We start from the raw sequence: 17,452 nt of genomic DNA on the forward strand, positions 1-17,452 counted from the left end.
GCCGCCTGGGTCTAAGACAGCCCTCCCCCAACCCCTCCCCACAAGGGGGAGGGGCTTCGTTGCTGCGCCCGCTACATGCTTTTCGGCCGTCCACTCTGCTGGAACGGTCCGGAAAGGCGAGATCGATGCGGCGGGTTAAGCCCCTCCCACCTGTGGGGAGGGGTTGGGGAGGGGTGATCTGTCCGGTGCAGCCCCCGTCGAGGCACGCACGATCAGTTCGGCGCGCCAAAGCTCCTGCTCGGGATAGTCTCCCTGATTGAGTATGCCGCCGATCAGCCGCTTGGCGATGCGTGCACCTGCCGCGCGAAGCGAGGAGCGCGTCGTCGTCAGCGGTACGCTGAAGTTCTCGGGCTTCAGCATCGGCAGCACGTCGTCATGGGCGATGAGCGAGATGTCGGTGCCGATGGCGAGTCCGGCCTGGTTGATCGCCCGCACGGCGCCGAGCGCCAGCACTGTACTGGAACAAAGGACGGCGGTCGGCGGGGCCGGCCGTTTGAGGAAACGCTGCATGCTCCGATAGCCATGCTCGTCGGTCATCGCCGAGTGATGGACGAGCGCATCGTCGAGGTTGAGACCCTTCTCCGCGAGCGCGCGCACCAGCCCTTTCCTCCTGCGCATGGAGAAGGTGAGGTGTTCCGGCCCGTTGATCAGGGCGATGCGGTTGTGGCCGAGCTGGATGAGAAGCCTGGCGGCGTCGTAGAAGGCGCCGGTATTGTCCACGTCGAGGAACGGATAGTCCCGGGGACCGCCGATGGAGCGGCCATGCACCACGAAGGGAATGGAAAGTGCCTTCAGCATCTCGATGCGGGGATCGTTGGCGCGCATATAGGCGATGAAGACAGCGTCGACATTGCCGCTCGCTGCAAGCCGGCGGAATGTCGCCTCCTCGTCTTCGGGCGCACTGGGGTTCAACACGAAGTGGAAATCGTGCTCGACCGCTTCTTCCGCCAGCCCCGCCAGGAATTCACCGAAATGGATGTCCGAATCGATTCCGGCTGCGATCGGCATGACGAGCCCGATCGAATAGGCTTTCCCGGTCGCGAGGCGCTGTGCGGCACGGTTGGGCCTGTATCCCGTCTCGCGCACCGCCTCCAGCACCCGTGCCCGCGTTTCCGCATTGACCTCCGGATAGCCGTTCAGCGCCCGGCTGACCGTGGTCTGCGACAGGCCGAGCAGTTCCGCCAATTGCTTGAGATTGACCGGCATGGCGAGAATCCTTCCAAAGCGCTTTGAATATCTTTTTCATTTTTCTTGCTTCGGCAAGCACCTCTGATGACCTGTATCATCGGGATCGGCTTCAAAAAAGCGAAAAACCCGCATCTTGCGCCGCAAAACGTTGCCGCAAAGCAAAAATGCCGCACAATTCTGCAGGGGAAGGAAAGCTCTTGACTCTTTCTCTGCAGCGATGGAGTGTTAGCGAACTCAAAGCGCTTTGAATGCTCGGCATAAACGGAGCCATGAATTTTTGACATTCGCCCGAGGCGTCCGCCCGGGCTTCTTTTTGGGGGAGGACAAGAGGTGAAGAGATCATTGCTGATCGGCGTGGCCGCATTCGCATTGCTTGCAGGGACTGCTGGGCTTGCAGGGACTGCCGGCGCCGCCGACCTGAAATTCAAGCCGGGAGAGGATTCCAGGTTCAACTGGGCGAGCCTGGAGGAGTTCAAGAAGGGTCACGACCTCAAGGGTCAGACGCTCACCATCTTCGGTCCCTGGCGCGGCGAGGACGAGGCTCTGTTCAAGAGCGTCTACGCCTATTTCGTCGAGGCGACCGGCGTGGAGCTCAAATATTCCTCCTCGGAAAACTACGAGCAGCAGATCGTCATCGATACGCAGGCGGGAAGCCCGCCTGATGTCGCAATCCTGCCGCAGCCGGGTCTCATCGCCGATCTGGCCGCCAAGGGCCTTCTGACGCCGCTCGGCGACGAAACCAAGCAATGGCTCCTCGACAACTATGCTGCAGGCCAGTCCTGGGTCGACCTCTCCACCTATAACGGCAAGGACGGAACGTCCGCGCTTTACGCCTTCCCGTACAAGATCGACGTCAAGTCTCTCGTCTGGTACGTGCCGGAGAACTTCGAGGATGCCGGCTACGAAGTGCCCAAGACCATGGAAGAATTGAAAGCGCTGACGGAGAAGATCGCCGAAGACGGCGAAAAGCCGTGGTGCATCGGTCTCGGTTCGGGCGGCGCGACCGGTTGGCCGGCGACCGACTGGGTCGAGGACCTGATGCTGCGGACCCAGCCCGCCGAGACCTACGACAAATGGGTGAAGAACGAGATACCCTTCACGGATGCGGCGGTCACGGGTGCACTGGAGGAGTTCGGCTGGTTCGCGCGCAATGACGCCTTCGTCGACGGCGGCGCAGCGGCGGTGGCGTCGACCGACTTCCGGGACAGCCCGAAAGGCCTCTTCAGTTCTCCGCCGAAGTGCTACCTGCACCACCAGGCCTCGTTCATTCCGTCCTTCTTCCCGGAAGGCAAGGTCGTCGGAGAGGATGCCGACTTCTTCTACATGCCGCCTTATGAAAGCAAAAAGGAGCTCGGTAATCCGGTGCTCGGCGCAGGCACGCTTGCGATGATCACCAAGGACACGCCGGCGGCACGCGCCTTCATCGAGTTCCTGAAGACCCCGATCGCGCACGAGGTCTGGATGGCGCAGACGAGCTTCCTCACGCCTTACAAGAGCGTCAATGTCGACGTCTACGGAAATCCGCCGCTGAAGAAACAGGGTGAAATCCTGCTGAACGCCACGACGTTCCGCTTCGACGGCTCCGACCTGATGCCCGGCAAGATCGGCGCCGGCGCCTTCTGGACCGGCATGGTCGATTTCGTCGGGGGCAAGTCCTCGGCCGACGTCGCGGCCGGCGTACAGAAGGCATGGGACTCCATCAAGTAAGATCCGGTCGGTCGGACGGTGGGGGCATCGTCCGCCTGTTCCTGATTGGGCGGGCCTAGGGGGCCGCCAATAAAAGCAGCCGCCGTTATACAAGGCGCCTGAAGCAGGCGCCTGCGAAGGCGTGAGAGGGGAGGAATGTGTCATGGAACAGTTGATTGCTGCCATTCTGACGATGGTGGCCGGCGTTCTGGTCTGCGCGGCCTATTTCTGGAGCACGAATCTCGTTCTCGACTGGATCTTCCCCTCCAAGGGGAAGTTCGGGGCCGTCGCCTCGCGCAACCTGCGTATCGCCAACAGCATTCGTCCCTGGCTGTTTCTCGCCCCGGCCCTGCTGGCGCTGACGCTCTACCTCGTCTACCCCGTCGTCCAATCGGTCTGGCTGAGCCTTCACGGGCGCGGAGGCCAGAACTTCGTCGGCCTGAGCAACTATTCCTGGATGATCAATGACGGCGAATTCCGCCAGTCGATCTTCAACAATTTCCTCTGGCTCCTCGTCGTGCCGGCGCTTTCGACCTTCTTCGGCCTGATCATTGCGGCACTGACCGACCGCATCTGGTGGGGCAATATCGCCAAGACGCTGATCTTCATGCCGATGGCGATTTCCTTCGTCGGCGCAGCCGTCATCTGGAAATTCATCTATGATTACCGCGCCGCAGGCTCCGAACAGATCGGTCTCCTGAACGCCATCGTCGTCGCGCTTGGCGGCGAGCCGCAGGCCTGGATCACGCTGCCCTTCTGGAACAACTTCTTCCTGATGGTCATCCTCATCTGGATCCAGACCGGCTTTGCCATGGTCATCCTTTCGGCGGCGCTGCGCGGCATTCCGGAGGAGACGATCGAGGCGGCGGTCATCGACGGCGCCAATGGCTGGCAGATTTTCTTCAAGATCATGGTGCCGCAGATCTGGGGCACGATCGCCGTCGTGTGGACGACCATCACCATCCTGGTCCTCAAGGTTTTCGATATCGTGCTGGCGATGACGAACGGGCAATGGCAGAGCCAGGTGCTTGCCAATCTCATGTTCGACTGGATGTTCCGCGGCGGCGGCGACTTCGGCCGGGGCGCGGCAATCGCGGTGGTCATCATGATCCTGGTCGTCCCGATCATGATCTGGAACATCCGCAACGCGACCAGGGAATCGGGAGGCCACTGAGATGAATCCGTCAAGGCGTTCTCCGCTCACCTGGGCCGTGCATCTTTCCGTCCTGCTTCTGGTCCTGCTCTGGACCCTGCCGACGGCCGGCCTCTTGATTTCCTCCTTGCGCGACAAGGACCAGCTCGCCGTTTCCGGCTGGTGGACGGCTCTTTCCAGCTCGTCGCGCAATGCCGTCGTCCGCGCGCCCTCGGCCGAGGACCAGGTCGAGCGCGACGGCAAGTTCGTGATTTCCGGAAACCTGCTGGAGGGCCGGGGCGAGGTTTCCGCCTTCGGATTTTCCAGCCGCGAACCCACTAAATTCAAGCCCGGCGAAACGGCTGAGCTCAACGACGGCGAAAGGCTGACGGTACAATCCGACGGCAGCTTCGAAATCGTTTCGGATCAGCGGATGGAGGGTTCGCGCGGCCAGCGGATATTCTTTACGGCCACCACGCCACCGCGCTTCACGCTCGACAATTATGCCGAGGTCCTGAGTGCTGCGGGCATCGGCAGGTCCTTCCTGAATTCGCTGACCGTCGCCGTACCCTCAACCGTCATTCCCATCCTGATTGCGGCCTTCGCTGCCTACGCGCTCGCCTGGATGCCCTTTCCCGGCCGCGCGGTGCTGCTCGCCGTGGTCGTCGGCCTTCTGGTCGTGCCGCTGCAGATGTCGCTCATTCCGCTGCTGCAGCTTTATAATGGCGTCGGCGCCTTCTTCGGCGTCTCCGCCAAGACCTATATGGGCATCTGGCTCGCCCATACCGGCTTCGGCCTGCCGCTCGCCATCTATCTCCTGCGCAACTACATGGCCGGCCTGCCGCGCGAGATCATGGAATCCGCGCGCGTCGACGGCGCCAGCGATTTCGATATCTTCGTCAAGATCATTCTGCCCCTGTCGTTTCCGGCGCTCGCCTCCTTTGCCATCTTCCAGTTTCTCTGGACCTGGAACGACCTTCTCGTCGCCATCGTCTTCCTCGGCGCGGGGGACGACAAGCTGGTGCTGACCGGGCGACTGGTCAATCTCCTCGGCTCCCGCGGCGGCAATTGGGAAATTCTCACCGCTTCCGCCTTCATCACCATCGTCGTTCCGCTGATCGTCTTCTTCGCCCTGCAACGCTACCTGGTGCGCGGTCTGCTGGCTGGGTCGGTCAAGGGCGGCTGATCGATTTCAGACAAGGAACCCTGAACAGCATGACAATGAACGAAACGACGAGCTCACTCCTCGAGCCCGATAGGGATTGGTGGCGCGGCGCGGTGATCTATCAGATCTATCCGCGCTCCTTTCAGGACACCAATGGCGATGGCATCGGCGATCTGCAGGGGATAACGACCCGTCTGCCCCACATTGCAGGGCTCGGCGCGGATGCGATCTGGATATCGCCCTTCTTCACGTCGCCGATGCGGGACTTCGGCTACGACGTCTCAAACTATGTCGATGTCGACCCGATCTTCGGGACGCTCGAAGACTTCGATGCGCTGATCGCAGAGGCCCACCGGCTCGGTCTCCGGGTGATGATCGACCTCGTGCTGTCACATACCTCCGACCGGCACCCCTGGTTCGTCGAAAGCCGCTCCAGCCGCAGCAATGCGAAAGCGGACTGGTACGTCTGGGCGGATTCGAAGCCGGACGGCACACCGCCCAACAACTGGCTGTCGATTTTCGGCGGGTCCGCCTGGCAGTGGGATCCGACCCGCCTGCAATATTATCTGCACAACTTCCTCACTTCGCAGCCCGACCTCAATCTGCATAACCCGCAGGTTCAGGAAGCGCTGCTTGCCGTCGAGCGCTTCTGGCTGGAGCGGGGCGTCGACGGTTTCCGGCTCGACACCATCAACTTCTATTTCCATGACCGCGAGTTGCGCGACAACCCCGCGCTCGTGCCCGAACGCCGAAACGCCTCGACTGCGCCGGCGGTCAATCCCTATAACTATCAGGAGCATATCTACGACAAGAACCGGCCGGAGAACCTGGAGTTCCTGAAGCGCTTCCGCGCGGTTATGGACGAGTTCCCGGCGATCGCCGCCGTCGGCGAGGTCGGCGACAGCCAGCGCGGCCTCGAGATCGCAGGTGAATACACGTCGGGCGGCGACAAGGTGCACATGTGTTACGCTTTCGAGTTTCTGGCGCCCGACCGGCTGACGCCGCAGCGCGTGGCCGAGGTTCTGCGCGACTTCCACAGGGCGGCCCCCGAAGGCTGGGCCTGTTGGGCCTTCTCGAACCATGACGTGGTCCGCCACGTCAGCCGCTGGGCCGACGGCGTCACCGATCACGACGCGCATGCGAAGTTGCTCGCCAGCCTTTTGATGTCGCTGCGCGGTACCGTCTGCATCTATCAGGGCGAGGAACTCGCGCTCGCCGAGGCGGAGCTCGACTATGAGGATCTCCAGGATCCCTATGGCATCCAGTTCTGGCCCGACTTCAAGGGCCGGGACGGCTGCCGCACGCCGATGGTGTGGGAGAGCCTGCCCGATGGCGGCTTCAGCAGCGCGACGCCGTGGCTGCCGATTTCCCAGAGCCACATTCCGCGGGCGGTTGCCGTGCAGGAGGGCGACCCGGCCTCGGTGCTGCACCACTACCGACGCTTTCTCGCCTTCAGAAAGGCAAATCCGGCATTGGCCAAGGGCGAGATCGAATTCGTCGAGACCAGGGGCTCCTTGCTCGGCTTCCTGCGCAGCCATGGCAACGAGAAAGTCTTTTGCCTGTTCAACATGAGCGACGAAGCTGCGACTAAGGAACTGCCGATGAAGCGGCTGGAGCCGCTCGAGGGTCACGGCTTCGTCTCTGAGATACTGGATCACGAGGTCAAGCTGCCGGCCTGGGGCGCGTTTTTCGCGCGCCTGGCCTGAGAACCGAGGGGAGGGTGCCATGACAGGCCTGCTGCTGAAAGATATCCGCAAGTCCTACGGGGCCGTCGACGTAATTCACGGCATCGATCTCGACATCAAGGAAGGCGAGTTCGTCGTCTTCGTAGGACCGTCCGGATGCGGGAAGTCGACACTTCTGCGCATGATCGCCGGGCTCGAGGAAATAACCGGCGGCGACATGTTCATCGACGGCGAGCGGGTCAACGACGTGCCGCCTTCGAAGCGCGGCATCGCCATGGTGTTCCAGTCCTATGCGCTCTATCCGCATATGACCGTTTACGACAACATGGCCTTCGGCATGCGCATCGCCAGGGAATCGAAGGAGGAGATCGACCGGCGTGTGCGTGGAGCCGCGGATATGCTTCAGCTCACCCCATATCTCGACCGGCTTCCGAAGGCGCTTTCCGGCGGCCAGCGGCAGCGCGTGGCCATCGGCCGGGCGATCTGCCGCAATCCCAAGGTCTTCCTTTTCGACGAGCCGCTCTCCAACCTCGACGCCGCGCTCCGGGTAGCGACCCGCATCGAGATCGCCAAGCTCAGCGAGCGGATGTCGGACACCACCATGATCTACGTCACCCATGACCAGGTGGAGGCGATGACGCTCGCCGACCGGATCGTGGTCCTCTCCGCCGGTCACATCGAACAGGTCGGGGCGCCCCTCGAACTCTACGAGCGGCCGGCAAACCTCTTCGTCGCGCGTTTCATCGGCTCCCCGGCCATGAACGTCATCCCGGCGACGATCACTGCGACCGGCCAACAGACCGCCGTCTCGCTCGCGGGCGGAAAGTCGGTGACGCTCGATGTTCCGACGAATGCCTCCGAAAACGGCAAGACGGCGAGCTTCGGCGTCCGCCCGGAAGACCTGCGGGTGACCGAGGCCGACGACTTCCTGTTCGAGGGCACGGTCTCGATCGTCGAGGCGCTGGGCGAGGTGACCTTGCTCTACATCGAAGGGCTGGTCGAAAACGAGCCGATCATCGCCAAGATGCCCGGTATCGCCCGGGTCGGCCGCGGCGACAAGGTGCGGTTCACGGCCGACAAGGCCAAGCTGCATCTCTTCGACACCAATGGACAGAGCTATCGGGCGTAGATCGGCTGCGGGGACGGGGGCATTTTCGGCATGCAGCCCTGAACTCTCTGTTAAATTTCATGGGTTAGCGTCGTCGCAGTGGAATGCGAAAGGCGAGTTCGATGAGCAGTGCAGCCCCCGTGATCAACCGGCACTTTCTCAACAAGGAAGAGTCATTCATGTACGATCGGGAGGCGAATTTCCCGATGGAGGACACGCGGAACGAGGCGCGGATCGAATTCACCGAAAAGGGTATGCAGCATCTCTCGTCGCGCCGCTGCGAGATCATCAAGCTCTCCCGGAGCAGCGCCCTGATCGGCATCCTGACCCAGTTCCAGCTGCCGCAGAATTTCTATCTCGACATACCGAGCGCCCGCATTCCCCTGATCGGCTGCCTCCTGAGGCGGGTCCACGCCAACAACATCATCGAGGCGCGCTTCCTGCGGCTCCTGAGCGAGCGGGACCTCAACCGGATCTTCGTCTACAGCACCCATCCGAACCATCGGAACCGCACGCTCGACATCTATCGCTGAGAATGACGCGGCCGTCCGCTGGCGATGCTCGGTGTGGTTTGCGGGCTATACTCCCTCTGGGCTGCCGGCCATCTCCCCACAACCTGGCGGTTCGAGGGAAGGCCGAGCGTGGGATTGCCCCTCAACCGGCTGCCGCCACCTTCTCCCCGCAGGCGGGGAGAAGGGATATGCCGCGCCCGCTCGCTCCCTCGAGCGGGCGGTGAATGCAGGGTGCAGTCGGCGCCGCTTGTCCCTTCTCCCCGCCTGCGGGGAGAAGGTGCCGGCAGGCGGATGAGGGGCGGGTGACCGCTAATGCCAATGTTAGCGCATACGGGTTTGATCCCGAGGACCCATCCGCAAGCCTCGCCACAGCGCGAAATACAAATGCCGCCACTACTGCATGTTTCCTTTAATCCTATCCGATTAAAGGACAAAAACATGCAGCAGATCAAAGTGCTACAGCGACCTTTGCGCGTCTCATAAGACGCGCGGCGCTGTAGAGATATGTGCATGCCGTAGCCCCCTGTGGGGGAGATGGCCGGCAGGCCAGAGGGGGCGGTTCCCGCGATAACCCGATCGGACTGGGCCTTGCCTAATGGAACAGCACGCTTCCGCCGCGGTCGGCCGCACCGGCGATCTGTCTGAACGGAGCGAAGAGCTCGCGGCCCATGCCGAACTCGTTGTCGGAGAGGTCGATATGCGCCGGAACGCGCGTCTTCAGCGCGATGTCCTCGACGAGCACCTCGACCTTGCCGTTGATCGCGTCTATGCGGACGATGTCGCCTTCCTGGATACGTGCGATCGGGCCGCCTTCCTTCGCTTCCGGGGTCACGTGGATCGCTGCCGGAACTTTGCCGGAGGCACCGGACATGCGCCCGTCGGTGAGAATCGCGACTTTCTGGCCGCGATCCTGCAGGATGCCGAGCACCGTCGTCAGCTTGTGCAGTTCCGGCATGCCGTTGGCCTTTGGCCCCTGAAAGCGCACGACGGCCACGAAATCGCCTTCGAGCTTTCCCGCCTTGAAGGCGGCGTTCAGTTCCGCCTGATCGTTAAAGATCTTGGCCGGCGCTTCGATGACGTGGCTCTCAGGCTTCACGGCGGAGATCTTGATGACCGCCTTGCCGATATTGCCGCTCAGCATCTTGAGGCCGCCGGTGTGCTGGAACGGGCGGTCGACGGTCGCGAGCACCTTCGGGTCGGCGCTTGCCTCCGGCGCGGGCTCGCGCTTGACGCTGCCGTTCTCGCCGAGCTTCACGTCGATCGCATAGGCGCTCAGCCCCTGCCCGTAGACGGTGCGGACATCGTCGTGCAGCAAGCCTTTCCTGAGGAGTTGGGCGATCAGGAAGCCCATGCCGCCTGCCGCGTGGAAATGGTTCACGTCGGCCAGCCCGTTCGGATAGACGCGCGCGAGCAGCGGCACGAGATCGGAAAGCTCCGAAATGTCCTGCCAGGTAAGCACGATGCCCGCGGCGCGGGCCATCGCGACGAGATGCATCGTGTGGTTCGTCGAGCCGCCGGTCGCATGCAGGCCGACGACGCCGTTGACGATCGACCGTTCGTCGATCATCTCGCCGGCGGGCGTGAATTCGTTGCCGAGCGCGGTGATCGCAAGCGCCCGCTTCGTCGCTTCCCTGGTCAGCGCGTCGCGAAGCGGCGTGCCGGGATTGATGAAGGAGGCGCCGGGCAGGTGGAAGCCCATGATCTCCATCAGCATCTGGTTGGAATTGGCGGTGCCGTAGAAGGTACAGGTGCCAGGGCCGTGATAGGACTTGGACTCAGCCTCCAGGAGCTCGTCGCGGCCGACCTTGCCTTCGGCGAAGAGTTGCCGAACCTTGGCCTTCTCATCGTTCGGCAGGCCCGTGGTCATCGGTCCGGCGGGGATGAAGACCGCGGGCAGATGGCCGAAGGTGAGCGCGGCGATCGCGAGTCCGGGCACGATCTTGTCGCAGACGCCGAGATAGACGGCCGCGTCGAACATGTTGTGCGACAGGCCGATGCCGGCCGCCATGGCGATGACATCGCGCGAGAAGAGCGACAGCTCCATGCCGGGCTGGCCTTGGGTGACGCCGTCGCACATTGCCGGAACGCCGCCGGCGACCTGAGCGACGCCGCCCGCCTCGTGCGCGGCCTCCCGGATCAGCGCCGGATAGGTTTCGAACGGCTGATGCGCCGAGAGCATGTCGTTGTAGGAGGTGATGATGCCGAGATTGGGGACGCGGTCGCCCGCAAGGGCCACCTTCTCGGCGGGGGAACAGACCGCAAATCCATGCGCGAGATTGCCGCAGCCGAGAACGGTCCGGTGCGGTCCGTTCGTCGCAGCGCTGCGGACGCGATCGAGGTAGGGCTCCCGGTAAGGCTTCGAGCGTTCGACGATGCGGGCGGTAATGGCGGCTATGCGGGAATCGGCGGACATGGACACATCCTCTTCCGGAGTCTTACGACTCCTCTTTTTCATCGATCATCGGCTTCGAGCGCCACAGCGTTGCGGCGCTTTCCGGGTCGCCTCAGGGCGCCCAGTATATCTGCAGCGGCGATGCGGCCCGCCGAAGCATGGCTCGGATGGGCATCTCCGCCTCGTCGCCGGACGCTTCGGCCTGAGCAAGCACCTCTTTCTTGCCGCTGCCTTCGATATGCAGCACCAGATAGCCGGCATCCTGCAGGCTGGAGAAGGTGAAGGTGAGGCGGGGTTCGCCGGCGCCTTCCGCTTCCATGGTAATCACGCCGCGTGGCGTCGTGGGGTCGAGCGCCTCTTCAAGGCGCGTCCCCCCGGGGAAGAACGAGGCCGTATGGCCGTCCGTTCCCATGCCGAGCACCACGACATCGAGGGGGGCGCCGAGGCTTGCCGTCCTCCCGCTCGCGATCGCCGCGGCCGCTTCCGCAGTCTCGGCCGCCTGATAGAGCGGAACGAAACGCGCCTCAGCAGCTCCGTCCTTGAGCAGGTTGTCGGCAACCAGACGATGGTTGGAGCGGTCGTTTTCCGGCGGCACGAAGCGCTCGTCGACGAGGGTGACCGTCACTTTCGACCAATCGAGCTCGCGACGCGACAGCGACCGGAAAAAGGCCTTCGGGGTCGAGCCGCCCGATACCGCGAGGCTTGCCGTGCCTCTCGCAGCGATCGCGGCGGCGAGCCTTGCACCGACGTCATCCGCGAGGGCCTCGGCCAGTGCGGACGGATTTTCGAATATGTGCATGTTCGCGCTCATGATCGGCCCTAGATCGCATCGTTCCAAGTGCGGCCGTCGCGCTCGATCAGCGCGATCGACTGGCTCGGGCCCCAGGTTCCGGCGGTATATCCTTGCACCTGCTGTCCGGTTGCTTCCCAGGCCTTGAGGATCGGGTCGATCCATTGCCAGGCCGCTTCCACTTCGTCGCGGCGCACGAACAGGGTCTGGTTGTTGCGGATGACGTCCAGCAACAGGCGTTCATAGGCATCGGCATTGCGGACCGCGAAGGCCTCGGCGAAGCTCATGTCGAGGGGCACGTTCCTCAGCCGCATGCCGCCCGGTCCGGGATCCTTGATCATCAGCGACTGCTTGACGCCTTCATTCGGCTGCAGGCGGATCATCAGCTGGTTGGCCGAAATCCGGCCGGCACTCTGATCGAAGATCGAGTGCGGGATCTGCTTGAAGGTGATGACGATCTCCGACATGCGGCCCGCCATGCGCTTTCCGGTACGCAGATAGAAGGGCACGCCTGCCCAGCGCCAATTGCTGATCTCGGCCTTGATCGCGACGAAGGTTTCCGTGTTGGAAACGCCTCCTTCGAGCTCTTCGAGATAGCCCTTGACCGGGCCTCCGGACGATGCGCCCGCGCGGTATTGGCCCCGGACCGTCACCTGCTCGACATTGGAGGCGGTGATCGGCTTCAGCGCGCGAAGCACCTTGAGCTTCTCGTCGCGCACGGCCTCCGCGTCCATCGACGTCGGCGCCTCCATTGCGACGAAACAGAGAAGCTGGAGGATATGGTTCTGCACCATGTCGCGCAGCGCGCCCGCCTTGTCGTAGTAGCCTGCGCGATTCTCGAGCCCGACGGCTTCGGAAACGGTGATCTGCACGTGGTCGATGTGGGCGGAATTCCACAATGGCTCGTAAAGTGCGTTGGCGAAGCGCAGTGCCATCAGATTCTGCACCGTTTCCTTGCCGAGATAGTGGTCGATGCGGAAAATCTGCTCTTCGCGGAAGACCTTGCCGATCGTGTCGTTGAGCTCCGTCGCGGAAGCGAGGTCGCGGCCGATCGGCTTCTCGACGACGATGCGGGTGTTCCTCGTGATAAGCTTGTGATCGCGGATCTTTTCGGAAATGTCGCTGAAAATCGCCGGCCCGACGGCGAGATAGAAGGCACGGGTACGATCCTTGCCCTCTTCCAGGAGCTTCTTCAGATCGTCCCAGCCCTGCTCGGACTTGGCGTCGACGGAGACGTAATAGAGACGCGAGGTGAATTTCTCGACTTCCGCCTCGTTGAACTCCCCGGACTTCAGGTGTTCTTTCAGGGCGTCGCTCGCGAACCTGCGGTATTCGTCATGGGAAAGGCTCGCGCGCGATGCGCCGATGATCCGCGTCGGTTCCGTGAACTGACCTTCCATCTGACGGTGATAAAGTGCCGGCAGCAGCTTGCGCTCCGCAAGATCGCCGGTGCCCCCGAACACCACATAGTCAAACGGTTCGACGGGAATGATCTGGCTGCTCATGGGATGTCTCGATCTCGTTGAGGTCTGGGCTGGTATAATCTAATCGATTTAAAATGGCTAGGGTGCACCGCAACAAAATGGGCGGCCGCACGGCTGCCGACGCACCGATCCTTATATCACCGCCGTCCGGGGAACAGAAATATGCGGGATTTCAAGGACTTTGCGCCACCGTCGGAAATCAGGGACGGCCTTCCCTTTAGAAACGATCGCGCAGTGCGTACCAGCTGAGCGCCAGGAACAGGAGTGCCGAGCGGAACCGCGTCCCGCCGGGGAAGGCGGGTATCTTGAGCTGCTTCAGCAGATCGAGCTCGGTTGACTTGCCGAGCGCGAGCTCGGCATAGAGCTTGCCGCAATAATTGGCGAGCATGACGCCATGGCCGGAATAACCGCCGATCGTGGTGACGCCCGGCATGACCTCGCGGCAGAAGGGTTGGCGCGGCATGGTGATGCCGACCGAGCCGCCCCAGGCATGGGTGATCTCGACATCGGCGAGATCCGGGTAGATTTCGCAGATCTGCCGGCGTATGTGCACCGAAATGTCGCGCGGATTGTCGGCAGTGTAGGCTTCGCGCCCGCCGAAGAGCAGCCGCCCGTCTTTCGATTTTCGGAAATAGCGAACGACGAAGCGCGAATCGTCGACCGATTCGCCGCCGGGCAGAATCTCGGGATGGCCGTGCAGCACCGTCGTCGCGCCGATGAAGGAGCGGATCGGCATGACGTGGCTCGCGGTCACCGGCTCGAGATTGCCGATATAGCCATTGCAGGCGATCAGCGCCCGGTCGGCCGTGATCGTGCCGCTTGTCGTCTCGATGACGACCGCGCCGCCCTTCTTCTCGATCTTGAGCGCCTTCGTCCCTTCGTAGAGATTGGCGCCGGCGAGCGCCGCCTGTCTGGCGAGCCCCACAACCAGCTTCATCGGGTGGATGTGGCCGGTCCCGGTGTCGCGGATACCGAAGTGGTAATGGCTGGAGCCGAGCCGGCTCACGGTCTCCTCGCGATCCATGAAGGAAAGGTGCGGATAGCCGTACCGCCCGGTCATCGCCTCGACGTGGTTGCGATAGTCCCTTTCGAGGCTTGCCTTGTGGCCGACCGAGAGCTGGCCCGGCATGAATTCGATGTCGATCGCGTGCTCTTCGGCAAATCCCAGGACATAGCGCTTGGCGTTCTCGGCCATATCGAAGAGCCGTTGCGCCCATTCGCGGCCGAGCACCTCCTCCGTTTCGTCGGCCCAGACACGTTGCCCGGTGCCGAACTGCCCGCCATTTCGGCCCGAGGCGCCGTCGCCGAAGCGGCAGGCGTCGATCAGCGTGACGTCCGTCCCGCTCCGGGCGAGATTGCAGGCGGCCTGCAGGCCGGTGTAGCCGCCGCCGATAATGGCGACGTCGGCCTTGCGGGAGCCCGGCATGACCGGGAAGACGGGCCGCTCGGGAATCGTCGCCTCGTACCAGGAATATCCGGGCGAGATCGGGCTTTGCCAGGTCATGGAACCCTATTCCGGATCAGACATTCAGGAGCAGGAACTCGCGTTCCCACGGGCTGATGACCTGCATGAAGGTTTCGAACTCGCCGCGCTTCACGCCGGCATAGATGGCGATGAACTCGGCGCTGAAGACCTCCGCCAGCGCGGGAGCCGATTCGAGCAGCGAAACCGCCTCGAGCAGCCCTCGCGGCAGTTCGATTTCGCCCTCATTGGCGGTGTGTTCCGTGGGCGGTGTCGCCTGCAGGCCCTCGATGATGCCGAGATAGCCGCAGCCGAGCGAAGCCGCGAGCGCCAGGTAGGGGTTCGCATCGGAGCTCGGCAGGCGGTTCTCGATGCGCCGGGCGACCGGATCGGAGACGGGGATACGGAACGCCGTGGTCCGGTTGTCATAGCCCCAGGCGGTGTTGACCGGGGCCGACATGTCCGGCGTGAGGCGCCGATAGGAGTTCACATAGGGCGCCATCATCGACAACGTCCGCGGCACGTAAAGCTGCATGCCGCCTATGAAGGAAAAGAACGCCTGAGATGGCGAGCCGTCGGGATTGGAGAAGATGTTGCGGCCGGTCTCGATGTCGATCACCGATTGGTGGATATGCATGGCGGAGCCGGGCTGGCCCTGCATGGGCTTGGCCATGAACGTCGCATAGATTCCGTGCTTCAGCGCCGCTTCGCGGATGGTCCGCTTGAACAGGAAGACCTGGTCGGCAAGCTCGATCGGATCGCCGTGCCTGAGGTTGATCTCGAGCTGGGCCGGCCCCTCTTCGTGAATCAGCGTATCGATCTCGAGGCCTTGTTTTTCGGAAAAATGGTAGATGTCGTCGATGAGCTCGTCGAACTCGTTGATGCCGGCGATCGAATAGCCCTGGCCACCGAGGATCGAGCGGCCGGACCGGCCCTTCGGCGGCCGCAGCGGATAGTCCGGGTCGTCGTTCTGGGCGACGAGATAGAATTCGATCTCCGGTGCGACCACCGGTTTCCAGCCCTTCTGCCGGTAGAGCTCGATGACGCGCTTCAGCACATTGCGCGGGGTGTAGCTGATCTGCTCGCCCTGCGAGCCGACGATGTCGCAGATGACCTGCGCCGTCGGGTCGCTTTCCCATGGAACGATGGAAAGGGTGGACAGGTCCGGAACGAGCTTGATGTCGCTGTCGCGGGAATCATAGCGGAATTGCCCCGTCTCCTCCGGATATTCGCCGGAAATCGTGTGCCGGTAGATCGCCGAGGGCAAGGCAAGCGAGGTATTGGACGTGAACTTGGACGTCGGCATCATCTTGCCGCGCGCAACGCCGGCAAGGTCCGGCGTGATGCACTCGATATCTTCGATGCCGCGGATCTTGAGCCAGTCGACCGCTTCGGTCCAGGTCTTCACGCCACGGGCGGCATGCAGGGCGAGGGGTATCTTCGAACTCTTGCTGACCTTTGCTGTCTCTTGGGCAACACTTCTCTTGGAAGACATAAATCACCGGGTTTGGCTTCGGATAGCGCAATCATAGCCGCAGTTTGGCAATTAGCTAGATGCACGCGATTGACTTTCGCCCTGCTCGCCGGAAAGGAGGATACGGAAACAGAAGGAAGCTTCCGTGGCGGAAAAGCAGGACGTGGTGATCATCGGGGCGGGCGCCGCCGGCATGATGTGCGCCATCGAGGCGGGTAAGCGCGGGCGCCGCGTGCTCGTCATCGACCACGCCAGGACGCCCGGCGAGAAGATCCGCATCTCGGGCGGCGGCCGCTGCAATTTTACGAATATCCATGCAGGCCCCAGGAACTTTCTCTCCGGCAACCCGCATTTCTGCAAGTCGGCGCTTGCCCGATATCGGCCGCAGGACTTCGTCGCCCTCGTCGAGCGCCATGGCATCGGCTGGCACGAGAAAACGCTCGGCCAGCTCTTCTGCGATCATTCGGCCAAGGACATCATCCGCATGCTGATGGCGGAGATGAAGGAGGCGGGAGCGCAACTGAGGCTCGAAACCAGCATCGGCGAGGTTGAGAGGACCGCCTCCGGCTTCCGTGTGACGACGAGCGCCGGCACGGTCGACGCCGCCTCGCTGATCGTGGCGAGCGGCGGCAAGTCCATCCCGAAAATGGGAGCGACGGGTCTTGCCTATCGCATCGCGGAGCAGTTCGGCCTGCCTGTTGTCGAAACCCGGCCGGCACTGGTTCCCCTGACACTCGACCAGGCGCAACTCGCAAAGCTCGGCGCGCTTGCCGGCGTCGCGGCCGATGCCGAGGCGCGGTTCGGGAAGGCCGCCTTCCGCGAGGCTGTCCTCATCACCCATCGAGGCTTGAGCGGACCGGCTATCCTGCAGATTTCATCCTATTGGCGTGAGGGTGAGGAGATCGTCCTCCGGCTGATGCCGGACATCGATATCGCCTCGATCCTCAAGGGAATGCGCCGGGCGAACGGCCGCCAGGCAGTCCAGACGGCACTTGCCGACATCCTGCCGCGCCGGCTCGCGCAGTTCTTCGCCGACGAAGCGAAGCTGACGGGGCGCATGCTTGCCGACCTTTCCGACAAGGCGATCGACGCGCTTGCCAGCTCCATCCAGGTTTGGGCGGTGAAGCCGGCGGGATCGGAAGGCTACCGGACGGCCGAGGTCACGCTCGGCGGCGTCGATACGCGTGCGCTCGACTCCCGGACCATGCAGGCAAAAGAAGTCCCCGGCCTCTACTTCGTCGGCGAGTGTGTCGACGTGACCGGCTGGCTCGGAGGCTACAATTTCCAATGGGCCTGGGCCTCGGGCTTCGTCGCCGGTCAAGACGTGTAACCGTGCGGCAAAATTGGTGATTTGCTTCTTCAGCCATTCTTAAG

13 protein-coding genes are annotated in these 17,452 nt (G+C 63.0%); 7 read left to right on the top strand and 6 right to left on the bottom strand.

Features of this window, described 5'->3' with window-relative positions:
- Nucleotides 1-135: 135 nt before the first annotated feature.
- Nucleotides 136-1,206 carry a substrate-binding domain-containing protein gene (locus tag PZL22_RS21395; RefSeq protein WP_003529845.1) on the bottom strand — a complete coding sequence of 357 codons (1,071 nt, stop codon included), beginning with the start codon at nt 1,204-1,206 and terminating at the stop codon, nt 136-138.
- A 312-nt stretch (nt 1,207-1,518) separates the two neighbouring features.
- Between PZL22_RS21395 and PZL22_RS21400 the strand changes: the two genes are divergently transcribed.
- The 6 genes from PZL22_RS21400 (at nt 1,519) to PZL22_RS21425 (ending at nt 8,497) form a co-directional block, all read left to right on the top strand.
- The gene (locus PZL22_RS21400; protein ID WP_010968756.1) at nt 1,519-2,895 is read left to right on the top strand and encodes an ABC transporter substrate-binding protein; all 1,377 of its coding nucleotides are present in this window, start codon (nt 1,519-1,521) and stop codon (nt 2,893-2,895) included.
- Between the two features lie 142 nt (nt 2,896-3,037).
- Nucleotides 3,038-4,048: a carbohydrate ABC transporter permease gene (locus PZL22_RS21405; protein WP_003529835.1), complete on the top strand. Its 1,011-nt coding sequence runs from the start codon at nt 3,038-3,040 to the stop codon at nt 4,046-4,048.
- A gap of 1 nt (nt 4,049) precedes the next feature.
- On the top strand, nt 4,050-5,192 hold the full coding sequence (locus tag PZL22_RS21410; RefSeq protein WP_003529834.1) for a carbohydrate ABC transporter permease: 1,143 nt from the start codon (nt 4,050-4,052) through the stop codon (nt 5,190-5,192).
- Between the two features lie 29 nt (nt 5,193-5,221).
- Nucleotides 5,222-6,877: a beta-galactosidase BglA gene (gene bglA / locus PZL22_RS21415; protein ID WP_080573395.1), complete on the top strand. Its 1,656-nt coding sequence runs from the start codon at nt 5,222-5,224 to the stop codon at nt 6,875-6,877.
- Nucleotides 6,878-6,896: 19 nt separating this feature from the next.
- Entirely contained in the window at nt 6,897-7,985 is a 1,089-nt protein-coding gene (locus PZL22_RS21420) for an ABC transporter ATP-binding protein (RefSeq protein WP_003529832.1), read from the top strand.
- A 101-nt stretch (nt 7,986-8,086) separates the two neighbouring features.
- Entirely contained in the window at nt 8,087-8,497 is a 411-nt protein-coding gene (locus PZL22_RS21425; protein WP_010968758.1) for a hypothetical protein, read from the top strand.
- A gap of 571 nt (nt 8,498-9,068) precedes the next feature.
- Here PZL22_RS21425 and edd read toward each other — a convergent pair.
- The 5 genes from edd to PZL22_RS21450 all read right to left on the bottom strand — a co-directional run bounded on the left by edd (nt 9,069) and on the right by PZL22_RS21450 (nt 16,099).
- A complete protein-coding gene (edd, locus tag PZL22_RS21430; protein ID WP_003527052.1) occupies nt 9,069-10,889 on the bottom strand; it encodes a phosphogluconate dehydratase in 1,821 nt (606 codons plus the stop codon).
- A gap of 91 nt (nt 10,890-10,980) precedes the next feature.
- The gene (gene pgl / locus PZL22_RS21435) at nt 10,981-11,679 is read right to left on the bottom strand and encodes a 6-phosphogluconolactonase (RefSeq protein ID WP_003527053.1); all 699 of its coding nucleotides are present in this window, start codon (nt 11,677-11,679) and stop codon (nt 10,981-10,983) included.
- An 8-nt stretch (nt 11,680-11,687) separates the two neighbouring features.
- Entirely contained in the window at nt 11,688-13,163 is a 1,476-nt protein-coding gene (zwf, locus tag PZL22_RS21440) for a glucose-6-phosphate dehydrogenase (RefSeq protein WP_003527054.1), read from the bottom strand.
- Between the two features lie 196 nt (nt 13,164-13,359).
- Nucleotides 13,360-14,646, bottom strand: a complete 1,287-nt coding sequence (locus tag PZL22_RS21445) for an NAD(P)/FAD-dependent oxidoreductase (protein ID WP_284718557.1) — start codon at nt 14,644-14,646, stop codon at nt 13,360-13,362.
- 16 nt (nt 14,647-14,662) lie between these two features.
- Nucleotides 14,663-16,099: a glutamine synthetase family protein gene (locus PZL22_RS21450; protein ID WP_003527057.1), complete on the bottom strand. Its 1,437-nt coding sequence runs from the start codon at nt 16,097-16,099 to the stop codon at nt 14,663-14,665.
- 124 nt (nt 16,100-16,223) lie between these two features.
- On the opposite strand from PZL22_RS21450, the gene PZL22_RS21455 reads away from it, so the two are divergent.
- Nucleotides 16,224-17,408: a BaiN/RdsA family NAD(P)/FAD-dependent oxidoreductase gene (locus PZL22_RS21455; RefSeq protein WP_003527058.1), complete on the top strand. Its 1,185-nt coding sequence runs from the start codon at nt 16,224-16,226 to the stop codon at nt 17,406-17,408.
- The last annotated feature ends 44 nt before the right edge of the window (nt 17,409-17,452 follow it).

This window comes from Ensifer meliloti (assembly GCF_030064585.1).
GTDB classification, from domain to species: domain Bacteria; phylum Pseudomonadota; class Alphaproteobacteria; order Rhizobiales; family Rhizobiaceae; genus Sinorhizobium; species Sinorhizobium meliloti.